Consider the following 19,786-nt stretch of genomic DNA (forward strand, 5'->3'; position numbering starts at 1 on the left):
TCGCTCCTACAGGGGGATGTGTGGACCGATAATCGTGCGTGCGAAAAATTGACCCACAGGTTTACAATCGACGCTCCTGATCAGGAGTAATCCCGTGCTGACTCATCTCGATTCCCAAGGCCGCGCCAACATGGTCGACGTCACTGAAAAAGCCGTGACGTTCCGTGAGGCGACGGCCCAAGCGCTGGTGCGCATGCTGCCCGAGACCCTGCAGATGATCGTCAGCGGCGGCCACCCCAAGGGGGATGTGTTTGCCGTGGCGCGCATTGCCGGCATTCAGGCGGCGAAGAAAACCAGTGATCTGATTCCCCTGTGCCATCCGCTGATGCTGACCGGCGTCAAGGTCGAGCTCAGTGCCGAAGGCGACGATTCGGTACGCATCGTGGCGCGCTGCAAGCTGTCCGGGCAGACCGGCGTCGAGATGGAGGCCCTGACCGCCGCCAGTGTCGCCGCGTTGACCATCTACGACATGTGCAAGGCCGTGGACCGTGGCATGACCATCGAAAGCGTGCGTCTGCTGGAGAAGGTCGGCGGCAAGAGCGGGCATTTCCAGGCGGAGCAGCCATGAACGTGACCGTGAAGTTTTTCGCCCGTTATCGTGAAGCGCTGGGGCTGGACTCGATGAAGGTTGAAGGCAACTTCGCCACCGTCGACGATGTCCGCGCGCTGTTGGCCCAACGTGACGGTGCCGAGGTATTGAGCGAGCAGAACCTGATGTGCGCCCGCAACGAAGACCTCTGCCAGCTCGACGAGCCGGTCAGCGAGGGCGATGAAGTGGCGTTCTTTCCGACTGTGACCGGAGGCTGAACCATGGCCATTCGCGTGCAGTCCACGCCGTTCGATCCGGGCGCCGAGGTCAACGCCATGCACGACGCCAATGTCGGTGTGGGGGCGGTGGTGAGCTTTGTCGGCTATGTGCGCGACTTCAATGATGGCCTGGACGTCGCCGGGATGTTCCTCGAACACTATCCCGGCATGACTGAAAAGGCCCTGGGCAAGATCGCCGTCGAGGCCGAGCAGCGCTGGCCGCTGCTCAAGCTGGAAGTGCTGCACCGCATCGGCGCCCTGGAACCGGGCGAGCCGATTGTCTTCGTCGGCGCGGCCAGCGCTCATCGCCAGGCGGCATTCGACGCCTGCGCCTTTGTCATGGATTACCTGAAAACCCGCGCGCCGTTCTGGAAGAAAGAAAACACCAGCGACGGGCCGCGTTGGGTCGAGGGGCGTGACAGTGACCATGCGGCGGCAGATCGCTGGAAGCAGTAGTTCCTTCTGCGTTCTTTAGTCAGTCATCGCGAGCAAGCTCGCTCCCACAGTGGATCTGGTCGAACATGAATTTTGTGTACGACGAAGAACCTGTGGGAGCGAGCTTGCTCGCGATGAGGCCTTTCGATTCAACCAATCACTCCTGGATTCACCACCCGACCATCGGCCGGCACGGTCTGCATTTGCCCGATTGACGACCAATACATAAAAGTCCAAGATGGAATTATAAGTACAAAAAAAGGTTTCCACCCCGTTTCAGCTTTTTCTTCTGTCTTGCCAAACCAACAACAACCGCGAGAAAACGAACATGAAGAAGTTCCCCCTCATCACCGGTCTGGCCCTGAGCCTGTTGGCGTGCAGTTCTGTATTCGCCGCCGAGAAAACCCTGCGCATCGGCATCGAAGCCGCGTATCCACCGTTCGCTTCGAAAACCGATAAAGGCGAGATCGTCGGTTTCGACTATGACATCGGCAATGCCCTGTGCGCCCAGATGAAGGCCAAGTGTGTGTGGGTCGAAGGCGAGTTCGACGGTCTGATTCCTTCCCTGAAGGTGAAGAAAATCGACATGGCGCTGTCGTCCATGACCATCAACGAAGACCGCAAGAAGTCGGTGGACTTCACCCACAAGTACTATTTCACCTCGTCGCGCCTGGTGATGAAGGACGGCGCGGTGGTGGATGACCAGTACGCCAGCCTCAAGGGCAAGACCGTCGGCGTGCAGCGCGCCACCACCACCGACCGTTACGCCACCGAGGTGTTCGAGCCCAAGGGCATCAACGTCAAGCGCTACAGCAATAACGAAGAAATCTACATGGACCTGGCAGCCGGTCGCCTCGACGCGATTTTTGCCGACACCATTCCATTGAATGACTTCCTGTCGATGCCGCGTGGCAAGGGTTACGCCTTTGTCGGGCCTGAGCTGAAAGATCCGAAGTATGTGGGCGAGGGGGCGGGGATTGCCGTGCGCAAGGGCAACACCGAGTTGGTCAGCGAGCTGAACACGGCCATTGATGGCATTCGTGCCAGTGGTGAGTACCAGAAGATTTCCGAGAAGTATTTCAAGTCGGATATCTACGGCGACTGATAGTCCGCTATCGCGAGCAAGCTCGCTCCCACAGGTTCAGTGGTGTACATATCTCTTGCGCACGACTCGGACACTGTGGGAGCGAGCTTGCTCGCGATGAGGCCCTGCCAGCCAATACATCTCTTGGGGCTCAGCCCTTCAATTCCTTCAAATGCTTGTACACCGTCGCCCGCCCCATGTTCAGCACATTCGCCACATAGTTCGATGCGCTTTTGCCCTTGAACGCGCCTTCGGCGTGCAACGCCAGCACCAGCTCGCGCTTGTGGTCGCGGGTCAGCAGGTTCAGGCTCAACTGACGCTCGCGCAACCAGGCGTGGAGGAAGGTGTTGATCCGCTCCTGCCAGTCATCGCGGAACAGTGCATCCGGTTGCGGGATCAGCTTGGTTGGCGACAGGAACAGGTCCAAAGCGGCCTTGGCATTCTCGAACAGCGAAATGTTCAGGTTGATGCACAGCACCGCCAGCGGATGACCTTCGCTGTCGCGCAGTACCGTGCTGAGGCTGCGAATCTTCTGGCCATCCCAATTGAGCTTTTCGTACGGCCCGATGTTTCGTTCGCTGACATCGTCGCTGAGCATGTCCTCCAGCGCCGAGTCGTCGCCGATTTCCCGCTTGGACAGGTTGTTGGCGATGTAGTCGACCTTTTGCGTGCGCAGGTCATGCAGCACCACTTCGGCGTGGGGGAAAAACAACGTGGCGATGGCGTCGGCGATCGCGTGGAAGTTATCCAGGGACGTGTCGTCCAGGGCCGAGTCTTTTTCGGGGGCGTTCATACAGTGGAACTCCAGGCAGCGTCAGCGCCCCATCAAAGGGGCGCTGAAAGTGTGCCGTAATCGTGTGGGCACGTCACCTGAGGATCAGGTTCAGCCGAGGCGGGCAGGGGAGAGCATGTCGGCATTCAGGCCGAAACGGCCGAGCGACTCCGGCAGCGCGACACCGCGCACCAGTGCGGCGCTGGCCTGGCCCATGGCCGGCGAGGTCTGGATGCCATACCCGCCTTGCGCTGCGACCCAGAACAGCCCTGGCACCTGTGGATCGAAGCCGGACAGCAAATCGCCGTCGCTGACGAAGCTGCGCAGGCCGGCCCAGGTGCGGGTCGGGCGGCGAATGGTCAGGGTCGTGGCCTCTTCGATCTGGTAGATGCCCATGGCGATGTCCAGCTCTTCGGGCTGTACGTCATGGGGTTCCACCGGGTCGGCGTTGGCCGGCGAACCGAGGAACATCCCGGCGTCGGGTTTCATGTAGAAGGATTCGTCGAGGCTGACCAGCATTGGCCAATGATGGATGTCCACGCCCTCCGGGCCGGCGAAGATGAACGCGGCACGGCGTTTAGGTTGCAGGCCCAGGGGGCTGGCGCCGGCCAGTTCGCCGATCTTGTCGGCCCAGGCGCCGGCGGCGTTGATGATGACCGGAGCGCTGAACGTCTGGGTGCCGGTCTGGACGTGCCATGTGCCCTGGTCATCGCGGCTCAGGCTGACGACTTCGGCATCGGTGTGGACTTCGCCCTGATTGCGGCGGATGCCGCGCAGGTATCCCTGATGCAGGGCATCGGTGTCGATGTCGGTAGCGGTCGGATCGTAGATCGCACCGTGGACTTTTTCCCGGCGCAGGATCGGTACCAGCGCGCAGGCCTCGTCGGTGCTGAGCAATTGCATCTCCGGCACCGTGGCCTTCGCGCTCAGGTATTGCCTGTTCAGTTCGTCCGGGTCACCGGTGAAATCCACGGTCATTTCGCCGCGTGGGGTTAGCAGCGGGTGTTCGCAGAAGCCGCTGGGCGGATTGTCGAAAAAGTCCCGGCTGGCCAGGGTCAATGCGCGAACCTGCGGGGTGCCGTAGGCGGCGGTGTACAGCGCCGCCGAACGTCCGGTGGAATGGTAGGCCGGATGGGATTCGCGTTCGAGTACGATCACACGGCCATGCTGCGACAGCCAGAAACCGGTGGAAGCGCCGGCGATACCGCCGCCGATGATGATGAAATCTGCCTGGCTCATGAATGTCTCCTTTAGAGCGCCAATGCCAATGAAGTCGGTGCCTTTGTGGGAGCGAGCTTGCTCGCGATGGCGGTGTATCAGTCAACATCATTTCTGAATGACAGATAGCTATCGCGAGCAAGCTCGCTCCCACAGGTGACTGTTGGTGTTAGTGCGTGAGGCGGTAGATGGCATTGGCCAGCGCAATATCTTCCAGACCCAGGCCGATGGAGCGGAAAAACACATGTCGATCGTAACCGGGGCGCTGGACTTTATCGCTGAGCAGGTCGGGCAGGTCGCCGACAATCGCGCCCTTGTCCCAGCCGTGTTGTTCGCCGGCGATCAGCATTTCACCAGCCGCGCCGGGGGTGGTCAGGCGATAGTCGCAGAACACCTGCATGGCATTGAGGCTTTGCGGCGGCACTTCGTGGGCACGCGGGGCGTTGGTGCTGATGGAGGTGATCAGCGCCGGTTTGCGCAAGCTCGACGGATCGATCACCGGACCTGCGGATGAGGTGCAGAGCATGATCACGTCGGCGTCCTGCACGGCTGCTTCGCGACTCTCGACGATGTTCAGGCGTGGCTCGATGTTTTTCAGCAGGCTCATGGTCTGAGCATCAACGTTCAGGTTCGGCGCGTACAAGCTGATGCTCTGCCATTCGCGCAGGCTTTTCACGTAATGCAGGTGCGCCTGGGCCACCTTGCCGCTGCCGATGATGGCCAGGCGCTTGGCAGCCAGCGGCGCGAGGGCATCGACCGCCACGGCGGTGGTCGCGGCGGTGCGTGCGGTGGTCAGTTCGCCCGCGTCGCACAGCAACAGCGGCTGGCCGGTCTGCATCGACATCAGCACAGTCCACGCGGTCACCAAGGGGCCCTGCTCACGGACGATGTACGGCGAAGTCTTGATGCCGTACACGCCGTCTTCGGCCAATACCCCCAGGTAGTTGATGAAGTCGCCGGCGCCCCGGGGAAATTCCACCAGTTGTTGTGCCGGTTGCACGGCTTGCCCGGCCGCCAGGTCGCGGAACATTTTGCGCAGGATCTGCGGCACGTCGACCTGCGCCAGCAACTCGCGAGCCTGGTGTTGGTTGATCACTTGGGGCGTATTGGACATGGTCGGCTCCGGAGCTGGAAGTAAACTAATTTGTCCATTATGGACTTTTAGTTTTATCTCACAATATCCGGGCGAAAAAAAAGCGCAGTCCGTTTCCGGCTGCGCTTGTCTTTTCAGCGTCGTTTAGTGCGGACGCTTGCGCTCAACCGCCCGCAACAGATGCGTCGGTGGTGTTTCACAACTGATCTTGCGCCCCAGTTTTTCCTCGATGGACGGTAACTGGTAGGAGTCGTCTTCACCGGCAAAGCTGATGGACACACCGTCGGCGCCAGCACGACCGGTCCGTCCGATGCGGTGCACGTAGTCGTCCGGCACTTCCGGCAGGGTGAAGTTGATCACGTGGCTGATGCCGTCGATGTGGATACCGCGACCGGCCACGTCGGTGGCGACCAGGACGCGGATCTTGCCTTCGCGGAAGCCTTCGAGGGTCTTGATGCGCTTGTGCTGCGGCACGTCACCGGACAGTTGCGCGGCGTTGATGCCGTCGCGCACCAGGCGTTCTTCGATGCGCCGCACTTCATCCTTGCGGTTGGCGAACACGATCACCCGTTCCCAGCCATTGTCGTTGACCAGGTTGTAGAGCAGTTTGTATTTGTCGGCAGCGGCCACGGCGTAGATGTGCTGCTCAACGTTTTCGTTGGCCACGTTGGTGACTTCGATTTCGACGATGGCAGGGTCAGTGGTCCATTGCTTGGCCAGGTTCATCACGTCTTCGGTGAAGGTCGCGGAGAACAGCAGCGTCTGGCGCTCGGCCTTGGGCGGCGTCTGGCGAATGATCTGGCGCACTTGCGGGATGAAGCCCATGTCGAGCATGCGGTCGGCTTCGTCCAGCACCATCACTTCGACCATGTCCAGATGCACGTCGCCGCGCTGGTTGAAGTCCAGCAGGCGGCCCGGTGTGGCCACCAGGATGTCGCAGTGGCGGGCTTCGAGGTGCTTGAGCTGCTTGTCGAAGTCCATGCCGCCGACGAAGGTCATGACGTTGAGGCCGGTGTACTTGGTCAGGTCGGCGGCGTCCTTGGCGATCTGCACCACCAGTTCGCGGGTCGGCGCGATGATCAGCGCCCGTGGCTCACCCATGTAGCGCTCTTTCGGCGGCGGGGTTTGCAGCAACTGGGTGATGATCGAGATCAGGAACGCAGCGGTTTTGCCGGTACCGGTCTGGGCGCGGCCGATGGCGTCTTTGCCGGCGAGGGTGAAACCCAGCACCTGTGCCTGGATCGGCGTGCAATACGGGAAGCCCAGGTCCTGGATGGCATGCATCAGTTCAGGGGCCAGCTTGAAATCGTGGAAGCGGGTTTTACCTTCCTGGGGCTCGACAACGAAGTCTTCGAGTTTCCATGGGATGACCGGCGCCTTGGGCTTGGGTTCGCGGCGCGGTTTGGCGGGTTTCGGCGTTTCGCTGAGCGGCTGTTCCGGGGCTGCTATTGCCACAGGCTGGGCAGCGGGGGCGGACTTCGGCTCATGCTTGGGTGCCGCGGTGGTGACGGCCCGTTCAGGCTGATTACCGTCGGTGCGGTGGCTGGGAGCGTGAGACGGAGCGCTGGGGACTGGCGCGAGTTGCTCAGTCTCGCTTTTACCGAACATTTTCTTGAGTGCTTTGAGCACGGTCATCTCATCAATTGGTTAAGGAATGTACGCCGGCCAGTGTAATGCAAGAATCGGGCGCGGCGTAGTGGGATGGATCAAAGGGGCCTTTTAAACAAAGAAAGGAACCTCAAGGGTTAACGCAAGCGTTCGGTGAGCCAGGTGCCAATGTCGCGAATTTCCTCGGGTAACACTTCGTGGCCCATTGGGTATTCCTGCCATGTCACGGTGACACCACGATGCTTCAAGTGCTCGTAGGCGCTGCGTCCCATCGAGTTCTGCACCACATCGTCGTATTGGCCGTGCATCGACAGTACCGGAATGCGCTGCTGGCTGGCGGACAGTTCCAGATCGTCACTGAAGGTCGGTGCATAAGTAGAAAGGGCAACGACGCCACCCAGCGGTCCCTGCCACTTCAGAAACGCGGTGTGGAACACCACGGCACCGCCCTGGGAGAAACCAGCCAGAAAAATCCGCGAGGCGTCTATTCCGATGGCTCGCTGGGTGTCGATCAATTTAATGACCCGCTCCGACGACTCTTCCAGTTGCTCGCGGTTGATTGCGCGCGCGGGGCTCATGGCCAAGATGTCGTACCAGCTCGGCATCTCGTATCCGCCATTGATGGTGACGGCGCAGGTGGGGGCCTGAGGGAGAACGAAGCGGGTGGTCAGCGATGTTTCCTGCAGCGCTTCGGCCACGGGCAAGAAGTCGTAGCGATCGGCGCCCAGGCCGTGGAGCCAGATGACGCAGGCGTCTGCGGGCTTGACGGGTTCAAGAATCAGGGGGGCGGTCATGTCTGCTCCAATGTTGTGCGTGCGCGCCTATTAAGTGCGTGACCCAAAAGCGCGTCAGGTTGATCTGTTAAGAAGATGTCGCAAGCGTACAAGTTTTGCTATTGACGCGCAGCTGAACCGCTTTGGCGGGCTGTGTGGTACGGCCTTTGCTATGTCGAAGGCTGTATGAAAAATCCTACGACCAGCGGTAACACTATCAGTGTACTGCCGACTGTGGGATAGCAATGAATCCGGTGATGGATGTTCGCCAATGGCCGCTACGGGGCTTCGCGAACGTGAAAGGGCTACAGCCCGTTCGGCCGACTGGTGAGGGTGAGTTTTCCATGATGTGGATTTTCTCCTACTAGACTCATAGCTAACGTCTTACGTCGGTTGACCCAAAAACAAGCCAACACGGGTCGACTACGCCTCAAAAGGGTGCGACAGGACTCACGCTCCGACACAACAAGAGCAAAACTGGAGGTTTGAATGAAGATGTTGAAATCCACCCTGGCTATCGTGACTGCAGCCGCGGTACTCGGTGTCAGCGGGTTTGCCCAGGCGGGTGCAACCCTGGATGCAGTGATGAAGAAAGGTTTCGTGCAGTGTGGCGTCAGCGATGGCCTGCCAGGCTTCTCGGTTCCGGATTCCACCGGCAAGATCGTCGGTATCGATGCTGACTACTGCCGTGCAGTGGCGGCGGCTGTCTTCGGCGACGCGACCAAGGTCAAGTTCAGCCAGTTGAACGCCAAGGAGCGCTTCACCGCGCTGCAGTCCGGCGAAATCGACATTCTGTCGCGCAACACCACCATGACCAGTTCCCGTGACGCGGGCATGGGCCTGAAATTCCCAGGCTTCATCACCTACTACGACGGCATCGGCTTCCTGGTAAACAACAAGCTGGGCGTGAAAAGCGCTAAAGAGCTGGACGGCGCAACCATCTGCATCCAGGCCGGTACTACCACCGAGCTGAACGTTTCCGACTACTTCCGCGGCAACGGCCTGAAATACACCCCGATCACCTTCGACACCTCCGACGAAAGCGCCAAGTCGCTGGAATCCGGTCGTTGCGACGTACTGACCTCCGACAAATCCCAGCTGTTCGCCCAGCGCAGCAAGCTGGCTTCGCCGAAGGACTACGTGGTTCTGCCGGAAACCATTTCCAAGGAACCTCTGGGCCCGGTCGTGCGTAATGGCGACGACGAGTGGCTGGCCATCGTGCGCTGGACTGGCTACGCCATGCTCAACGCTGAAGAAGCCGGCATCACTTCGAAGAACGTCGAAGCCGAAGCCAAGGGCACCAAGAACCCTGATGTTGCCCGTCTGCTGGGTACCGACGGTGAATACGGCAAAGACCTGAAAGTGAAGAAAGACTGGGTCGTGCAGATCGTCAAGCAAGTGGGTAACTACGGCGAAGTGTTCGAGAAAAACCTCGGCAAGAGCACTCCGCTGGAAATCGACCGCGGGCTGAACGCTCTGTGGAACGCTGGCGGCATTCAATACGCACCACCAGTGCGCTGATGGTTCTATCACCCGGTGGGCCAACCACCGGGTGATGTTCTGTTCCATTATTTCCGGGGCACTTCATGCAAAATTCAATCGGCGCACCTAAGCAGAGGCTCAGCCTCAGCGATCCACGAGTGCGTGCGTGGGTATTCCAGATCATCACGGTTATCGGGGTGGTCTCGCTGGGCTGGTATCTGTTCGATAACACCCAGACCAACCTGCAGCACCGGGGCATTACCTCCGGTTTCGACTTTCTGGAGCGCAGTGCCGGTTTCGGCATCGCTCAACACCTGATCGACTACACCGAAGCGGACACATACGCCCGGGTGTTTGTCATCGGCCTGCTCAACACCCTGCTGGTGACTTTCATCGGCGTGATCCTGGCGACGATCCTGGGTTTCATCGTGGGTGTGGCGCGGCTGTCGAAGAACTGGATCATTGCCAAGCTGGCGACGGTGTATGTGGAAGTTTTCCGCAACATTCCGCCGCTGCTGCAGATCCTGTTCTGGTACTTCGCGGTGTTCCTGACCATGCCGGGGCCGCGCAACAGTCACAATTTCGGCGACACCTTCTTTGTCAGCAGTCGTGGCCTGAACATGCCGGCGGCGTTGATGGCAGAGGGTTTCTGGCCGTTTGTGGTCAGCGTTGTAGTCGCCATCGTCGCCATCGTGCTGATGAGTCGTTGGGCCACCAAGCGCTTCGAAGAAACCGGCGTGCCGTTCCACAAGTTCTGGACCGGCCTGGCACTGTTCCTGGTGATCCCGGCCTTGTGCGCACTGATCTTCGGCGCGCCGCTGCACTGGGAAATGCCGAAGCTGCAAGGCTTCAACTTTGTCGGTGGCTGGGTACTGATCCCGGAACTGCTGGCGCTGACACTGGCCCTGACTGTGTACACCGCGGCGTTCATCGCCGAGATCGTGCGCTCGGGCATCAAGTCGGTCAGCCACGGCCAGACCGAAGCGGCGCATTCCCTCGGCCTGCGTAACGGCCCGACCCTGCGCAAGGTGATCATCCCGCAAGCCCTGCGCGTGATCATTCCACCGCTGACCAGCCAATACCTGAACCTGGCGAAGAACTCCTCGCTGGCGGCCGGTATCGGTTATCCGGAAATGGTCTCGCTGTTCGCCGGGACCGTGCTCAACCAGACCGGCCAGGCGATCGAGGTGATTGCGATCACCATGAGCGTGTACCTGGCGATCAGTATCAGCATTTCCCTGCTGATGAACTGGTACAACAAGCGCATTGCGCTGATCGAGCGGTAAGGAAAAGCGCATGAGCACTCATACTTTCAAACCCGACATGCCCCCACCGAGCAGCAGTATCGGTGTGGTGGCGTGGATGCGCGCGAACATGTTCTCCAGCTGGCTCAATACCCTGCTGACCCTGTTTGCGTTCTACCTCATCTACCTGGTGGTGCCGCCGATCCTGCAGTGGGCCATCCTCGACGCCAACTGGGTGGGCACGACCCGCGCCGACTGCACCAAGGAGGGCGCCTGCTGGGTGTTCATCCAGCAGCGCTTCGGCCAATTCATGTACGGCTACTACCCGCCGGAACTGCGCTGGCGCGTGGACCTGACCGTGTGGTTGGCGGTCATCGGCGTGGCACCGTTGTTCATCTCGCGCTTTCACCGTAAAGCGGTGTATGGCCTGAGCTTCCTGGTGTTGTACCCGATCATTGCCTACTTCCTGTTGCACGGCGGCATCTTCGGCCTGACCCAGGTAGCGACCAGCCAGTGGGGCGGCCTGATGCTGACCCTGGTGATCGCCACTGTCGGCATCGCCGGTGCGCTGCCGCTGGGGATTGTCCTGGCCCTGGGGCGTCGTTCGAACATGCCGGCGATTCGGGTGGTCTGCGTGACCTTCATCGAGTTCTGGCGCGGCGTGCCGCTGATCACGGTGCTGTTCATGTCCTCGGTGATGCTGCCGCTATTCCTGCCTGAAGGCATGAACTTCGACAAGCTGCTGCGGGCCCTGATCGGCGTGATCCTGTTCCAGTCGGCCTATGTGGCCGAGGTGGTGCGCGGTGGCCTGCAAGCGATTCCCAAGGGGCAGTACGAAGCGGCTGCAGCGATGGGGCTGGGCTACTGGCGCAGCATGGGCCTGGTGATTTTGCCGCAAGCCCTGAAGCTGGTGATCCCCGGTATCGTCAACACCTTCATCGCGCTGTTCAAGGACACTAGCCTTGTGATCATCATCGGCCTGTTCGACCTGCTCAACAGCGTCAAGCAAGCCGCCGCCGATCCGAAGTGGCTGGGCATGGCCACCGAAGGCTATGTGTTCGCCGCCCTGGTGTTCTGGATTTTCTGTTTTGGTATGTCGCGCTATTCCATGCATCTGGAACGCAAGCTCGACACAGGCCACAAGCGTTAGGAGTTCTTTTATGAGCGAAGCAAATAAAAAGCCTGTGAGCCCTGAAGGCATTATTCAGATGCAGGGCGTGAACAAGTGGTACGGCCAGTTCCACGTGCTGAAAGACATCAACCTCAACGTCAAGCAGGGCGAGCGTATCGTGTTGTGCGGCCCGTCGGGTTCCGGCAAGTCCACCACCATCCGTTGCCTCAACCGCCTGGAAGAACACCAGCAGGGCCGCATCGTGGTCGATGGCGTGGAACTGACCAACGACCTCAAGCAGATCGAAGCGATCCGCCGCGAAGTCGGCATGGTGTTCCAGCATTTCAACCTGTTCCCGCACCTGACCATCCTGCAGAACTGCACGTTGGCGCCGATGTGGGTGCGCAAGATGCCCAAGCGCAAGGCCGAGGAAATCGCCATGCACTACCTGGAACGCGTACGCATTCCGGAGCAGGCGCATAAATACCCGGGGCAGTTGTCCGGCGGTCAGCAACAGCGTGTGGCGATCGCCCGCGCGCTGTGCATGAAACCGAAAATCATGCTGTTCGACGAGCCGACGTCGGCACTCGACCCGGAGATGGTGAAAGAGGTACTGGACACCATGATCGGCCTGGCCGAAGACGGCATGACCATGCTCTGCGTGACCCACGAAATGGGCTTCGCCCGCACCGTGGCCAACCGCGTGATCTTCATGGACAAGGGCGAAATCGTCGAACAGGCCGCGCCGAACGACTTCTTCGATCACCCACAGAATGATCGCACCAAGCTGTTCCTGAGCCAGATCCTGCATTGATCGAACCCAGGCACTGAAATAAACCCGGACATGTTCCGGGTTTTTTTTGCCCGCGATTTAACGTCCGAATGCAAAAAACTGTGGGAGCGGGCTTGCTCGCGAAAGCGGAGTGTCAGGCAACATACAAGTTGAATGTTAAGCCGCCTTCGCGAGCAAGCCCGCTCCCACAGGGGGTGTGCTACGCGCCAATTCTGAACGGTTGCCCTCTTGGAATATGTTGACTAACATGTCAGAAAATTCATCCTATGATTGGATGAGAGGGCGAATTCCATGTCAGAAATCTCTCCATTGGTAAAACGATCCCTGGTCGATCAGGCCCTGGACCAACTGCGCCAGCGTATCAACCAGGGCATCTGGGTCGTTGGCCAGCGTTTGCCCACCGAGCCCGAGTTGTCGGCGGAACTGGGCATCAGCCGCAACACCGTGCGCGAAGCCATGCGCGTGTTGGCGTTTTCCGGGTTGATCGAAATCCGTCAGGGCGACGGCAGTTACCTGCGGGCGGTGGTCGATCCGCTCGATACCCTGAAGGCGCTGTCCCGTTGCTCCCTTGAGCAGGCTCGGGAAACCCGGCACATCCTTGAAGTCGAGGCCATCGGCCTGGCAGCCATGCGCCGCACCGATGAAGACCTGGTGGCATTGCGCGAGGCGCTGGGTGTCAGCGGCAGTCACTACCATGGCGATCTCGACACCTACATTGCCTGCGATCTGGTGTTCCACCGCCGTCTGGTGGACGCCGCGCATAACCCGACCCTCAGCGAGTTGTATCGCTATTTCTCCAGCATCGTCGGCGCGCAGTTGCGCCAGACCCTGAGCATCGTCCCGCGCCGCCAGGAAGTGTTCGACCTGCATATCGAATTGCTCGATGCCGTCGAACAACGCGATCCGGAGCGGGCCAAATCCTTGTCGAGGCAGTTGATCAATGAACCTTGAAACCGAGAAGTCGATACCGCGCAGTGATTTATCCACAGCCGCAAAACGCTCGGCAGAGCTGGAAGAGCTGCTGATCGACGCCGAGGCTGATGACGAACAGGTTCAGCAAACCCACCCGGTTCTGCGCCGGCCATGGCTGTTGCTGCTGGGCCTGATTCTGGTGGCGCTGAACCTGCGCCCGGCGCTGTCGAGCATGGCGCCGATGCTCAGCGAGGTCTCGAAGTCCCTCGGCTTGTCGGCGTCTGCGGCAGGATTGCTGACCACGTTGCCGGTGCTTTGCCTTGGCCTGTTTGCGCCGCTGGCACCACTGCTGGCCAGACGCTTTGGGGCTGAGCGGGTGGTGCTGGGCATTCTTCTGACCTTGGCTGGCGGCATCATCCTGCGCAGTTCATTCGGTGGGATCGGCCTGTTTGCCGGCAGTGTGCTGGCCGGTGCCAGCATTGGCGTGATCGGTGTGTTGCTGCCAGGCATCGTCAAGCGCGATTTCCCGAAACAGGCCGGGACCATGACCGGCGTCTACACCATGGCCCTGTGCCTGGGCGCGGCGATGGCGGCGGGTGCGACCGTGCCGCTGAGCGAGCACTTCGACAACAGCTGGGCGCTGGGCCTCGGCTTCTGGGTTATTCCGGCATTGGCCGCGGCGCTGTTCTGGTTGCCGCAAGTCGGCCAGAAACACGGCGCGCACAACGTTGCCTACCGCGTTCGAGGCTTGCTGCGCGATCCGCTGGCCTGGCAGGTGACCTTGTACATGGGCCTTCAATCGTCTCTGGCCTACATCGTGTTCGGCTGGTTGCCGTCGATCCTGATCGGGCGCGGCCTGACCCCGACCCAGGCCGGGCTGGTGCTGTCGGGTTCGGTGATCGTGCAACTGATCAGCTCCCTCGCGGCACCCTGGCTGGCGACTCGCGGCAAGGACCAGCGCCTGGCGATCGTGATCGTGATGGTTATGACCCTCGGCGGTCTGTTCGGTTGTCTGTATGCGCCGATCGAAGGTTTGTGGGGCTGGGCGATCGTGTTGGGGCTGGGGCAGGGCGCCACGTTCAGCCTGGCCTTGACCCTGATCGTGCTGCGCTCGCGGGACTCCCATGTGGCGGCGAACCTGTCGAGCATGGCCCAGGGTTTTGGTTACACCCTGGCGTCCATGGGGCCGTTCGCGGTCGGTATCGTGCATGACTGGACCGGTGGCTGGACGGCGGTGGGCTGGATCTTCGGCGTCATCGGCCTGGGTGCGATCATCGCCGGCCTGGGTGCCGGTCGTTCGCTGTACGTCCAAGTACAAAGCGAGAAAGTCTGAAGTACGGCGCTACAGGTAAACAATCTCCAGCGTCGCCGAGCCATCGAGTTGTACAAGGGTGCTCAGGTCCAGCTCGGAGGTTGGCGCGATAACGGTTTCGACGATGACCCGGCTCGTCAGATGGCGAATGGCGATCGGGCCGGCGTTGCTTCCTGCTCTGTCGGTGAAGCCCAGATAGCTCCTGGCAGCAATGGGTATGGCGCGGTTGCTCGATGTACTCCAGGCCGCGCCACCGGTGGTCGAATCGGTGCTAAAGACCTGCGACAGGTCGTCCACGACCGTATTTTCAGGATTGAAATTCAATGAGTACAAGCCGATTTTGTTGCCGCTGCCGTCGTAGTTCAGACCGTAATAAATCTGACTGTTGACGATGGCCGAGCCCTCGCGGTCGTCACGCATGAGCAGGGCGAAGCGGCCGGGGGCCGAGCACTGGATGCTGAAGTCGAGTGTCTGGTCACGCAGCCGCGTGCGCTTATCGACATTCAGATCCCGCCGGGGGATTTTTCCGAATTCCACGAGGCCGCTGTTGGACAGGCTGGGTGTGCAGGCCAGTGGGGTGATGAGGCCTTTGACGGTCAATTCATCGGACGACGCGGCGAGGGCATGAGGCACCAGGCCAATCAACCCGGTGAGCGAGAGTGCTGCGAAGTGATTTTTCATCCATGGATGCTCATTCGTTTGAGCGGGTTGTCCCTGCAGGCGCTGAACCGCTCACGTTCGCTTGCGCTGCGAGCGGTTCAGTGTCATGACTTTACTTGTACCAAACCTCAATCGTTGCGAGGCCGTCGATAGGGATTTCGTTGTCTATGGTCAAGGTGTCGGTACCGGCAATGTAGGTTTTGATTTCCAGGTCCATGGTGAGATCCTTGACCTCAATCCGCGTGGCGTGATCACTAGTAGCGGCAACCGATGACTGGTTGCCTAACTTGATGCGGTCTTGCTTGGCCCAGGTTGCCCCGCCATCAGAAGAGCCAATCGCCTGTACTGGGGTTGTATCTGCCGTGGATGCTGTGATCGCTATATCAAAGAAGCCGAGTTTTTCATTGTCAGGGGTCAATCCCACTCCAAAGTAATCGCCTGCTCCTGCTGCAGTATTTGGCCTGTGATCGATGGGGTTCAGCATGAATGGCATCGTTTCACTACACGCCATGGTCAGTTGAATCTTTGTCGTATCCACCAAGGTGTTGCTGGTGGGATGAAGGTCATTCACCGATTTCTTGCCGATGTCGACAAGCCCCCCACGACTCAAGTTGATATCACAAGCGGCCGGCGTGATGAAGCCTGTGACTTTCAGGGGAGTATTCGACGCCGCAAGGGCATGCGGTGCGACGCAGATCAGTGCGGTGGTTGAAAGTGCTGCAAAGTACTTTTTCATTTTTTACTCACTTCTGTGGTTGTTTTCCTGGCTAGTCCGAGAGGCCTGTTTCGCCCCGTTTTCAGCAGGATTGGGTTGGGTGTTACAAATAGATAATCTCGATCGTCCCCGCGCCATCGAGGTCGATGGCGCTGCTCAAGTCCAGGCTGCTGGTCGGCGCAATGACGGCGTCGACGGTCAAGGTGGTGCTGAGGTTCTGGATCGGGATCGGGCCCGAGCTAGTGCCGACAGTGTCGGTAAAGCCCAGGTAGCTGGTTGTTCCGATTGAGCGCGCGTTGATGCTGGACGTATTCCAGGCCACGCCACCGGTAGTGGAGTGGGTTTGAAAGAGCCTGGCAAAACTGTCGGCCCTGGCGCCGGCGGGTTCGACGCTCACTGAATACAGGCCGATCTTGTTGTTGCGGTAGTCGGTGCCCAGGCCGTAGGTACTTTCGCTGCTGACCGTCGCCGAGCCTGAGCGGTTGTCGTGCATGGTCAGGGCGAATGCGGTGGGCGCATCGCAATTGACACTCAACGTCAGGGACTTGGGCGGCAGGCGAGTGCTTGTGTCAGTGTTCAGGTCGTTTCTGGACAGCGTGCCGAAGTCGACCACGCCACCGTCGGACAGCGTCGGCTCACAAGCCGCCGGCGCGAAACGGGCACGCAAAGTAATCTCCGGGGTGCGCCCGATAGCCACAGCATCAAATACACCGGAGGCCTGCCAGGTGACCGCGTCGCGCACTTGCAGCCCGCGCTCTTGAACCCACGCAGTCAGCTCAAGCTGCGCCGAGAATTGACGGCCCTGTAATGGCATGCCTGCGAGTACGGGAACGATCCCGTGCGCCGGTCGCCAAATCAGGCTCGACGCCGTTTCTGCGGGTGATTGACCGACGCCGGCAATCAACCCGATCGCTACCGGTTGACCATCCAGCACCGCTTCGCGAATACGGATCTGATAGCTGCCGCGTTCAGCAAAGTGGAAACGTTCGGCAGTCGCGGCCAGGGCTCGATAAAACAGGCTCATGTCGGTGGGATGTGAGCAGTTCAGGCTCAGACTCAGCTGACGCTCGCCCAGGTTTCGCTCCGGTGCCGAATCGGGGCGAAGCGCCCGGTTCATCAGTCCGTAATCGAGCAAGGGCTGGCTCAGGTTGAATTGACAGTCGTCAGCGGACGCCGAGGCGAGCGAGGTGAATCCGCTCGCTGCCAGGGACGCGAGGGTCGGTAGCCAATAACCGGATAGATTCATGAAGTCCTCCTCATAGGGATTGGCACTTGGCGGGGGCGGTTTCGTAGTACGCCTGGGGGTCGACGTCCTGGGGCAATTCGAAGCTCAGTTCGCAGCGCTCCAACCCCGGCGCGGTGACCCACAACGTGCGGGAGTCAAGGGCGTTGGGCAGGAACACCAGGCCGCCGTCCTGCGCCAGGGTGATGAATTCGCCATCCGCGGTGTTCACCGCGGCGCCGCGCGGCAGGGGCACGCCGTTGGCGGTGGTGACCTTGAGCAATGCCCGGCGGGTAAGGCTGATGCCGAACTCGACGCTGTCGACGGCACCGCGACCGGCAGTAATCATCGCCAGCCCGTTGTGGATGTCGACGTTGCGCGGCAGGCTTTTGGGGTCGACTTCCACCTTGCTGCGGCCGTAAGCCGCCACTTGCGGGATCACTGCCTGACCTTGCCAGTCGGTCCAGACCGGGCCGCTGGGCGTCGTCACCTTGATGGCGCCCATGTCTCCGACCGAGAGCAGTGCAAAGGTGTCGCTCACCGGGTAAGGCGACAGCGTCAGGCCACCGCCGTGCAGCACGGCACCGCCTCGGGCGCTGGCCTGATAACTGGAACGCTCGGCATCGGCGCGGGTGTAATTCAGGTCCAGTTGGGTGTAGCGCGGCAGCAGCGAAACACCGGCGGTGGATTCCACCTGCCTGTCGCGCGTGTCCCGTTCGACGCCGACCCGATACGCCAGTTGATCGCTGATCTGCTCACTCAAGCCCACACCGCTGCGGGATTCGCCAGCAGAACTGCGCACCCAGGTACTCACCTGGCGGTTCTCCCCCAAAGGGATGCTCAGATTCAGGTAGACACTGTTGTCTGCGCGGTTCATGCCACTGATCTGCCATTCGGCGGTCGTCGACACCGACACACTGGCAATGCGGGTGCCCCAGGAGGCGATGGCGCGGCTGCTGCTTTGGCCGTCAAACGTGCTTGACCTGCTCAAACCACCGCTGAGGGCTCCGAGCCAGGGATGCGACCAGGAGAGGCTGGCGCTTTGTTGGTCGCGGTAACGGGATTGACTGAAGTCGGAGGTGCGGTCGAAGACCGCATCTTCCAGCTCACGGTAACCAAAGGTTCGGTAGGCACTTCCTCCATTGAGCGCCCATTGATCGCTCAAGCGGTGGGTGACGTTAAGGTCGGCTTGAAGTCCCTGACTGGCTTTGCTGCCAGTGGCGTCAGCAGCTGTCAGTGTGGCTTGAACCTGGGTGCCGGGCGAGGGCAGCAGACCCACGCCGACACCTGCCGCGCGGTAGTCGGCCGCGCCGGTCAGTCCTGCACTGAACAGTGCTTGCGGAGCGATTGCAGCGCTCCAGCCGCCACTGATCACCCAGGGATCATCGCCCTGTTGGGCGCCTGTACTGCGGACCTGGCCAGCCGCCAGTGAATAACCGGGCGCCGGCAAGTCGATGCCGAGCATTGCCGCGGAAATGGTAAAGCTGCGCTCGCTGCCATCGGATTCCCTGACCGTGACGTGCACATCGGAGCGGCTGTTGAGGCGGCGCACGTTGTTCAAGGCAAACGGGCCGGCGGGAACCACCGTCGAATGAATCAGTGAGCCGTTCTGCCGAATCTCGACCTGCGCCTGGCTGTGGGCAATGCCTTCGATGACGGCGTTTTGTCCTTCCACCTGCAAGGCGTGCTCATTGAGTATCTGCACCCCGGTGATCTGCGCGCCGGCGAGGACCGGGTTATAGAGGTTGATCTGACCCGCTTGCAGCACGGCCTCCTGGCTGACGAACGTGCGCTGGGCATACGCCGCGATATGAGTCGTTCGAGAACGGTCGTCCTGCCAGCTCTGCACCTGGCGACTGCGCACGATCCAGTCCCCGGCGTTGAAACCGAGTTCGGTGTTGGCCGCTGCGTAGCGACTCGATCGATCGCCAAAACGGCTGTGCAGACCGGTGATGTCGTAATTGAGCAGGCCGGCGAAGCCGCCGGTTCGATAGCCGGAAAAATCCCGGGCAGTGGAACGTATTGCGTCGGTGGGCACGATCAATGCCAAGGCAAGGTTCGCCGGATCCTGTTCGATGATGGTCTGCGGCGAGGTGCCGAGAAAATCGTGGCACTGGCTGTCACCCAGCATCTGACTGGGTACATTCAGACTGGCCGCATCAAGCAGGGTGCGATCGAAGCACAACGCTCCCTCGCGGTTGAATCTGACGTCTACCCGACCATGGCGCTGGCCATTGACCGTGAGGGTGACCGGGTGCATTCCGGCCGTGAATCGCGGCGCTTGCATCAGCGACGTGGCCAGCGCTGGGTCAATGCCTCGCTGCAGCAACGTGCTTTTGTCGAATGAAGTAGGCAAGGAAACATCTCCCTGGGCGTTTAGTACCATCAACGCATTGGTCAGCAGCAGCGCCAGCGGGGCCGGTCGCCATAACAGACGAGGGTGAGCAGCGGCTTGAATGGCGGGCACGGCTTCGCCATCACGGTAAATTAATGCTGTGTTCATTGGGTTCGCTTGGGTGAGGTCGGCGTGCTCGCCTGTTTTGCT

General features: G+C 60.5%; 19 protein-coding genes. 10 read left to right on the forward strand and 9 right to left on the reverse strand.

From position 1 onward, the window contains the following. Nucleotides 1–94: 94 nt before the first annotated feature. From moaC to PMI26_RS20850, 4 genes are all read left to right on the forward strand, one after another. Nucleotides 95–568 (forward strand): cyclic pyranopterin monophosphate synthase MoaC, encoded by a 474-nt coding sequence (moaC, locus tag PMI26_RS20865; RefSeq protein WP_007972660.1) that lies wholly within the window; start codon nt 95–97, stop codon nt 566–568. Next, nucleotides 565–807 (forward strand): molybdopterin converting factor subunit 1, encoded by a 243-nt coding sequence (gene moaD, locus PMI26_RS20860; protein WP_007972662.1) that lies wholly within the window; start codon nt 565–567, stop codon nt 805–807. The genes moaC and moaD overlap by 4 nt, the downstream gene beginning before the upstream one ends. Before the next feature lie 3 nt (nt 808–810). After that, nucleotides 811–1,263 carry a molybdopterin synthase catalytic subunit MoaE gene (moaE, locus tag PMI26_RS20855; protein WP_007972664.1) on the forward strand — a complete coding sequence of 151 codons (453 nt, stop codon included), beginning with the start codon at nt 811–813 and terminating at the stop codon, nt 1,261–1,263. A 307-nt stretch (nt 1,264–1,570) separates the two neighbouring features. After that, nucleotides 1,571–2,347: an ABC transporter substrate-binding protein gene (locus PMI26_RS20850; RefSeq protein WP_007972666.1), complete on the forward strand. Its 777-nt coding sequence runs from the start codon at nt 1,571–1,573 to the stop codon at nt 2,345–2,347. Nucleotides 2,348–2,477: 130 nt separating this feature from the next. On the opposite strand, the gene PMI26_RS20845 is transcribed toward PMI26_RS20850, so the two are convergent. The 5 genes from PMI26_RS20845 to PMI26_RS20825 form a co-directional block, all read right to left on the reverse strand. Next, a complete protein-coding gene (locus PMI26_RS20845; RefSeq protein WP_007972668.1) occupies nt 2,478–3,119 on the reverse strand; it encodes a helix-turn-helix transcriptional regulator in 642 nt (213 codons plus the stop codon). Between the two features lie 90 nt (nt 3,120–3,209). Further along, a complete protein-coding gene (locus tag PMI26_RS20840) occupies nt 3,210–4,337 on the reverse strand; it encodes an NAD(P)/FAD-dependent oxidoreductase (protein ID WP_007972670.1) in 1,128 nt (375 codons plus the stop codon). A 148-nt stretch (nt 4,338–4,485) separates the two neighbouring features. Further along, nucleotides 4,486–5,430, reverse strand: coding sequence for an ornithine cyclodeaminase family protein (locus PMI26_RS20835; RefSeq protein WP_007972671.1), 945 nt, complete (start codon nt 5,428–5,430; stop codon nt 4,486–4,488). Between the two features lie 123 nt (nt 5,431–5,553). After that, nucleotides 5,554–7,044 (reverse strand): ATP-dependent RNA helicase RhlB, encoded by a 1,491-nt coding sequence (rhlB, locus tag PMI26_RS20830; RefSeq protein WP_007972672.1) that lies wholly within the window; start codon nt 7,042–7,044, stop codon nt 5,554–5,556. A gap of 110 nt (nt 7,045–7,154) precedes the next feature. Further along, the gene (locus tag PMI26_RS20825; RefSeq protein ID WP_007972674.1) at nt 7,155–7,811 is read right to left on the reverse strand and encodes an alpha/beta hydrolase; all 657 of its coding nucleotides are present in this window, start codon (nt 7,809–7,811) and stop codon (nt 7,155–7,157) included. Between the two features lie 468 nt (nt 7,812–8,279). Between PMI26_RS20825 and PMI26_RS20820 the strand changes: the two genes are divergently transcribed. The 6 genes from PMI26_RS20820 (at nt 8,280) to PMI26_RS20795 (ending at nt 14,665) form a co-directional block, all read left to right on the forward strand. Then, the gene (locus tag PMI26_RS20820; RefSeq protein WP_007972676.1) at nt 8,280–9,311 is read left to right on the forward strand and encodes an amino acid ABC transporter substrate-binding protein; all 1,032 of its coding nucleotides are present in this window, start codon (nt 8,280–8,282) and stop codon (nt 9,309–9,311) included. Nucleotides 9,312–9,376: 65 nt separating this feature from the next. Beyond that, nucleotides 9,377–10,558, forward strand: a complete 1,182-nt coding sequence (locus tag PMI26_RS20815; protein WP_007972682.1) for an amino acid ABC transporter permease — start codon at nt 9,377–9,379, stop codon at nt 10,556–10,558. 10 nt (nt 10,559–10,568) lie between these two features. Beyond that, nucleotides 10,569–11,666, forward strand: a complete 1,098-nt coding sequence (locus tag PMI26_RS20810; RefSeq protein ID WP_007972684.1) for an amino acid ABC transporter permease — start codon at nt 10,569–10,571, stop codon at nt 11,664–11,666. A gap of 10 nt (nt 11,667–11,676) precedes the next feature. Further along, nucleotides 11,677–12,441 (forward strand): amino acid ABC transporter ATP-binding protein, encoded by a 765-nt coding sequence (locus PMI26_RS20805; protein WP_007972685.1) that lies wholly within the window; start codon nt 11,677–11,679, stop codon nt 12,439–12,441. 270 nt (nt 12,442–12,711) lie between these two features. Next, entirely contained in the window at nt 12,712–13,371 is a 660-nt protein-coding gene (locus PMI26_RS20800; RefSeq protein WP_007972687.1) for a FadR/GntR family transcriptional regulator, read from the forward strand. Continuing rightward, entirely contained in the window at nt 13,361–14,665 is a 1,305-nt protein-coding gene (locus tag PMI26_RS20795) for a CynX/NimT family MFS transporter (RefSeq protein ID WP_007972688.1), read from the forward strand. The genes PMI26_RS20800 and PMI26_RS20795 overlap by 11 nt, the downstream gene beginning before the upstream one ends. 9 nt (nt 14,666–14,674) lie before the next feature. Here the strand turns inward: PMI26_RS20795 and PMI26_RS20790 are convergent, their stop codons facing one another. The 4 genes from PMI26_RS20790 to PMI26_RS20775 all read right to left on the reverse strand — a co-directional run bounded on the left by PMI26_RS20790 (nt 14,675) and on the right by PMI26_RS20775 (nt 19,744). Next, nucleotides 14,675–15,325 carry a DUF1120 domain-containing protein gene (locus tag PMI26_RS20790; RefSeq protein ID WP_007972691.1) on the reverse strand — a complete coding sequence of 217 codons (651 nt, stop codon included), beginning with the start codon at nt 15,323–15,325 and terminating at the stop codon, nt 14,675–14,677. Nucleotides 15,326–15,416: 91 nt separating this feature from the next. Then, nucleotides 15,417–16,040 carry a DUF1120 domain-containing protein gene (locus PMI26_RS20785; protein WP_007972693.1) on the reverse strand — a complete coding sequence of 208 codons (624 nt, stop codon included), beginning with the start codon at nt 16,038–16,040 and terminating at the stop codon, nt 15,417–15,419. 82 nt (nt 16,041–16,122) lie between these two features. Then, nucleotides 16,123–17,265, reverse strand: coding sequence for a DUF1120 domain-containing protein (locus PMI26_RS20780; protein ID WP_007972694.1), 1,143 nt, complete (start codon nt 17,263–17,265; stop codon nt 16,123–16,125). Nucleotides 17,266–17,275: 10 nt separating this feature from the next. Continuing rightward, on the reverse strand, nt 17,276–19,744 hold the full coding sequence (locus PMI26_RS20775) for a fimbria/pilus outer membrane usher protein (protein WP_007972696.1): 2,469 nt from the start codon (nt 19,742–19,744) through the stop codon (nt 17,276–17,278). Nucleotides 19,745–19,786: the final 42 nt, after the last annotated feature.

The organism is Pseudomonas sp. GM33 (genome assembly GCF_000282295.1).
GTDB classification, from domain to species: Bacteria; Pseudomonadota; Gammaproteobacteria; order Pseudomonadales; family Pseudomonadaceae; genus Aquipseudomonas; species Aquipseudomonas laurylsulfatiphila.

Bases quoted from the DNA above. Each gene is read 5' to 3' on its own strand.
- PMI26_RS20820 (WP_007972676.1), top strand. From the start codon at position 8,280: ATGAAGATGTTGAAATCCACCCTGGCTATCGTGACTGCAGCCGCGGTA.
- PMI26_RS20785 (WP_007972693.1), bottom strand. From the start codon at position 16,040: ATGAAAAAGTACTTTGCAGCACTTTCAACCACCGCACTGATCTGCGTC.
- rhlB (WP_007972672.1), bottom strand. From the start codon at position 7,044: ATGACCGTGCTCAAAGCACTCAAGAAAATGTTCGGTAAAAGCGAGACT.
- PMI26_RS20835 (WP_007972671.1), bottom strand. From the start codon at position 5,430: ATGTCCAATACGCCCCAAGTGATCAACCAACACCAGGCTCGCGAGTTG.
- moaD (WP_007972662.1), top strand. From the start codon at position 565: ATGAACGTGACCGTGAAGTTTTTCGCCCGTTATCGTGAAGCGCTGGGG.
- PMI26_RS20810 (WP_007972684.1), top strand. From the start codon at position 10,569: ATGAGCACTCATACTTTCAAACCCGACATGCCCCCACCGAGCAGCAGT.
- PMI26_RS20850 (WP_007972666.1), top strand. From the start codon at position 1,571: ATGAAGAAGTTCCCCCTCATCACCGGTCTGGCCCTGAGCCTGTTGGCG.
- PMI26_RS20780 (WP_007972694.1), bottom strand. From the start codon at position 17,265: ATGAATCTATCCGGTTATTGGCTACCGACCCTCGCGTCCCTGGCAGCG.
- PMI26_RS20825 (WP_007972674.1), bottom strand. From the start codon at position 7,811: ATGACCGCCCCCCTGATTCTTGAACCCGTCAAGCCCGCAGACGCCTGC.
- PMI26_RS20805 (WP_007972685.1), top strand. From the start codon at position 11,677: ATGAGCGAAGCAAATAAAAAGCCTGTGAGCCCTGAAGGCATTATTCAG.
- PMI26_RS20795 (WP_007972688.1), top strand. From the start codon at position 13,361: ATGAACCTTGAAACCGAGAAGTCGATACCGCGCAGTGATTTATCCACA.
- moaE (WP_007972664.1), top strand. From the start codon at position 811: ATGGCCATTCGCGTGCAGTCCACGCCGTTCGATCCGGGCGCCGAGGTC.
- PMI26_RS20845 (WP_007972668.1), bottom strand. From the start codon at position 3,119: ATGAACGCCCCCGAAAAAGACTCGGCCCTGGACGACACGTCCCTGGAT.
- PMI26_RS20775 (WP_007972696.1), bottom strand. From the start codon at position 19,744: ATGAACACAGCATTAATTTACCGTGATGGCGAAGCCGTGCCCGCCATT.
- PMI26_RS20815 (WP_007972682.1), top strand. From the start codon at position 9,377: ATGCAAAATTCAATCGGCGCACCTAAGCAGAGGCTCAGCCTCAGCGAT.
- PMI26_RS20800 (WP_007972687.1), top strand. From the start codon at position 12,712: ATGTCAGAAATCTCTCCATTGGTAAAACGATCCCTGGTCGATCAGGCC.
- PMI26_RS20790 (WP_007972691.1), bottom strand. From the start codon at position 15,325: ATGAAAAATCACTTCGCAGCACTCTCGCTCACCGGGTTGATTGGCCTG.
- PMI26_RS20840 (WP_007972670.1), bottom strand. From the start codon at position 4,337: ATGAGCCAGGCAGATTTCATCATCATCGGCGGCGGTATCGCCGGCGCT.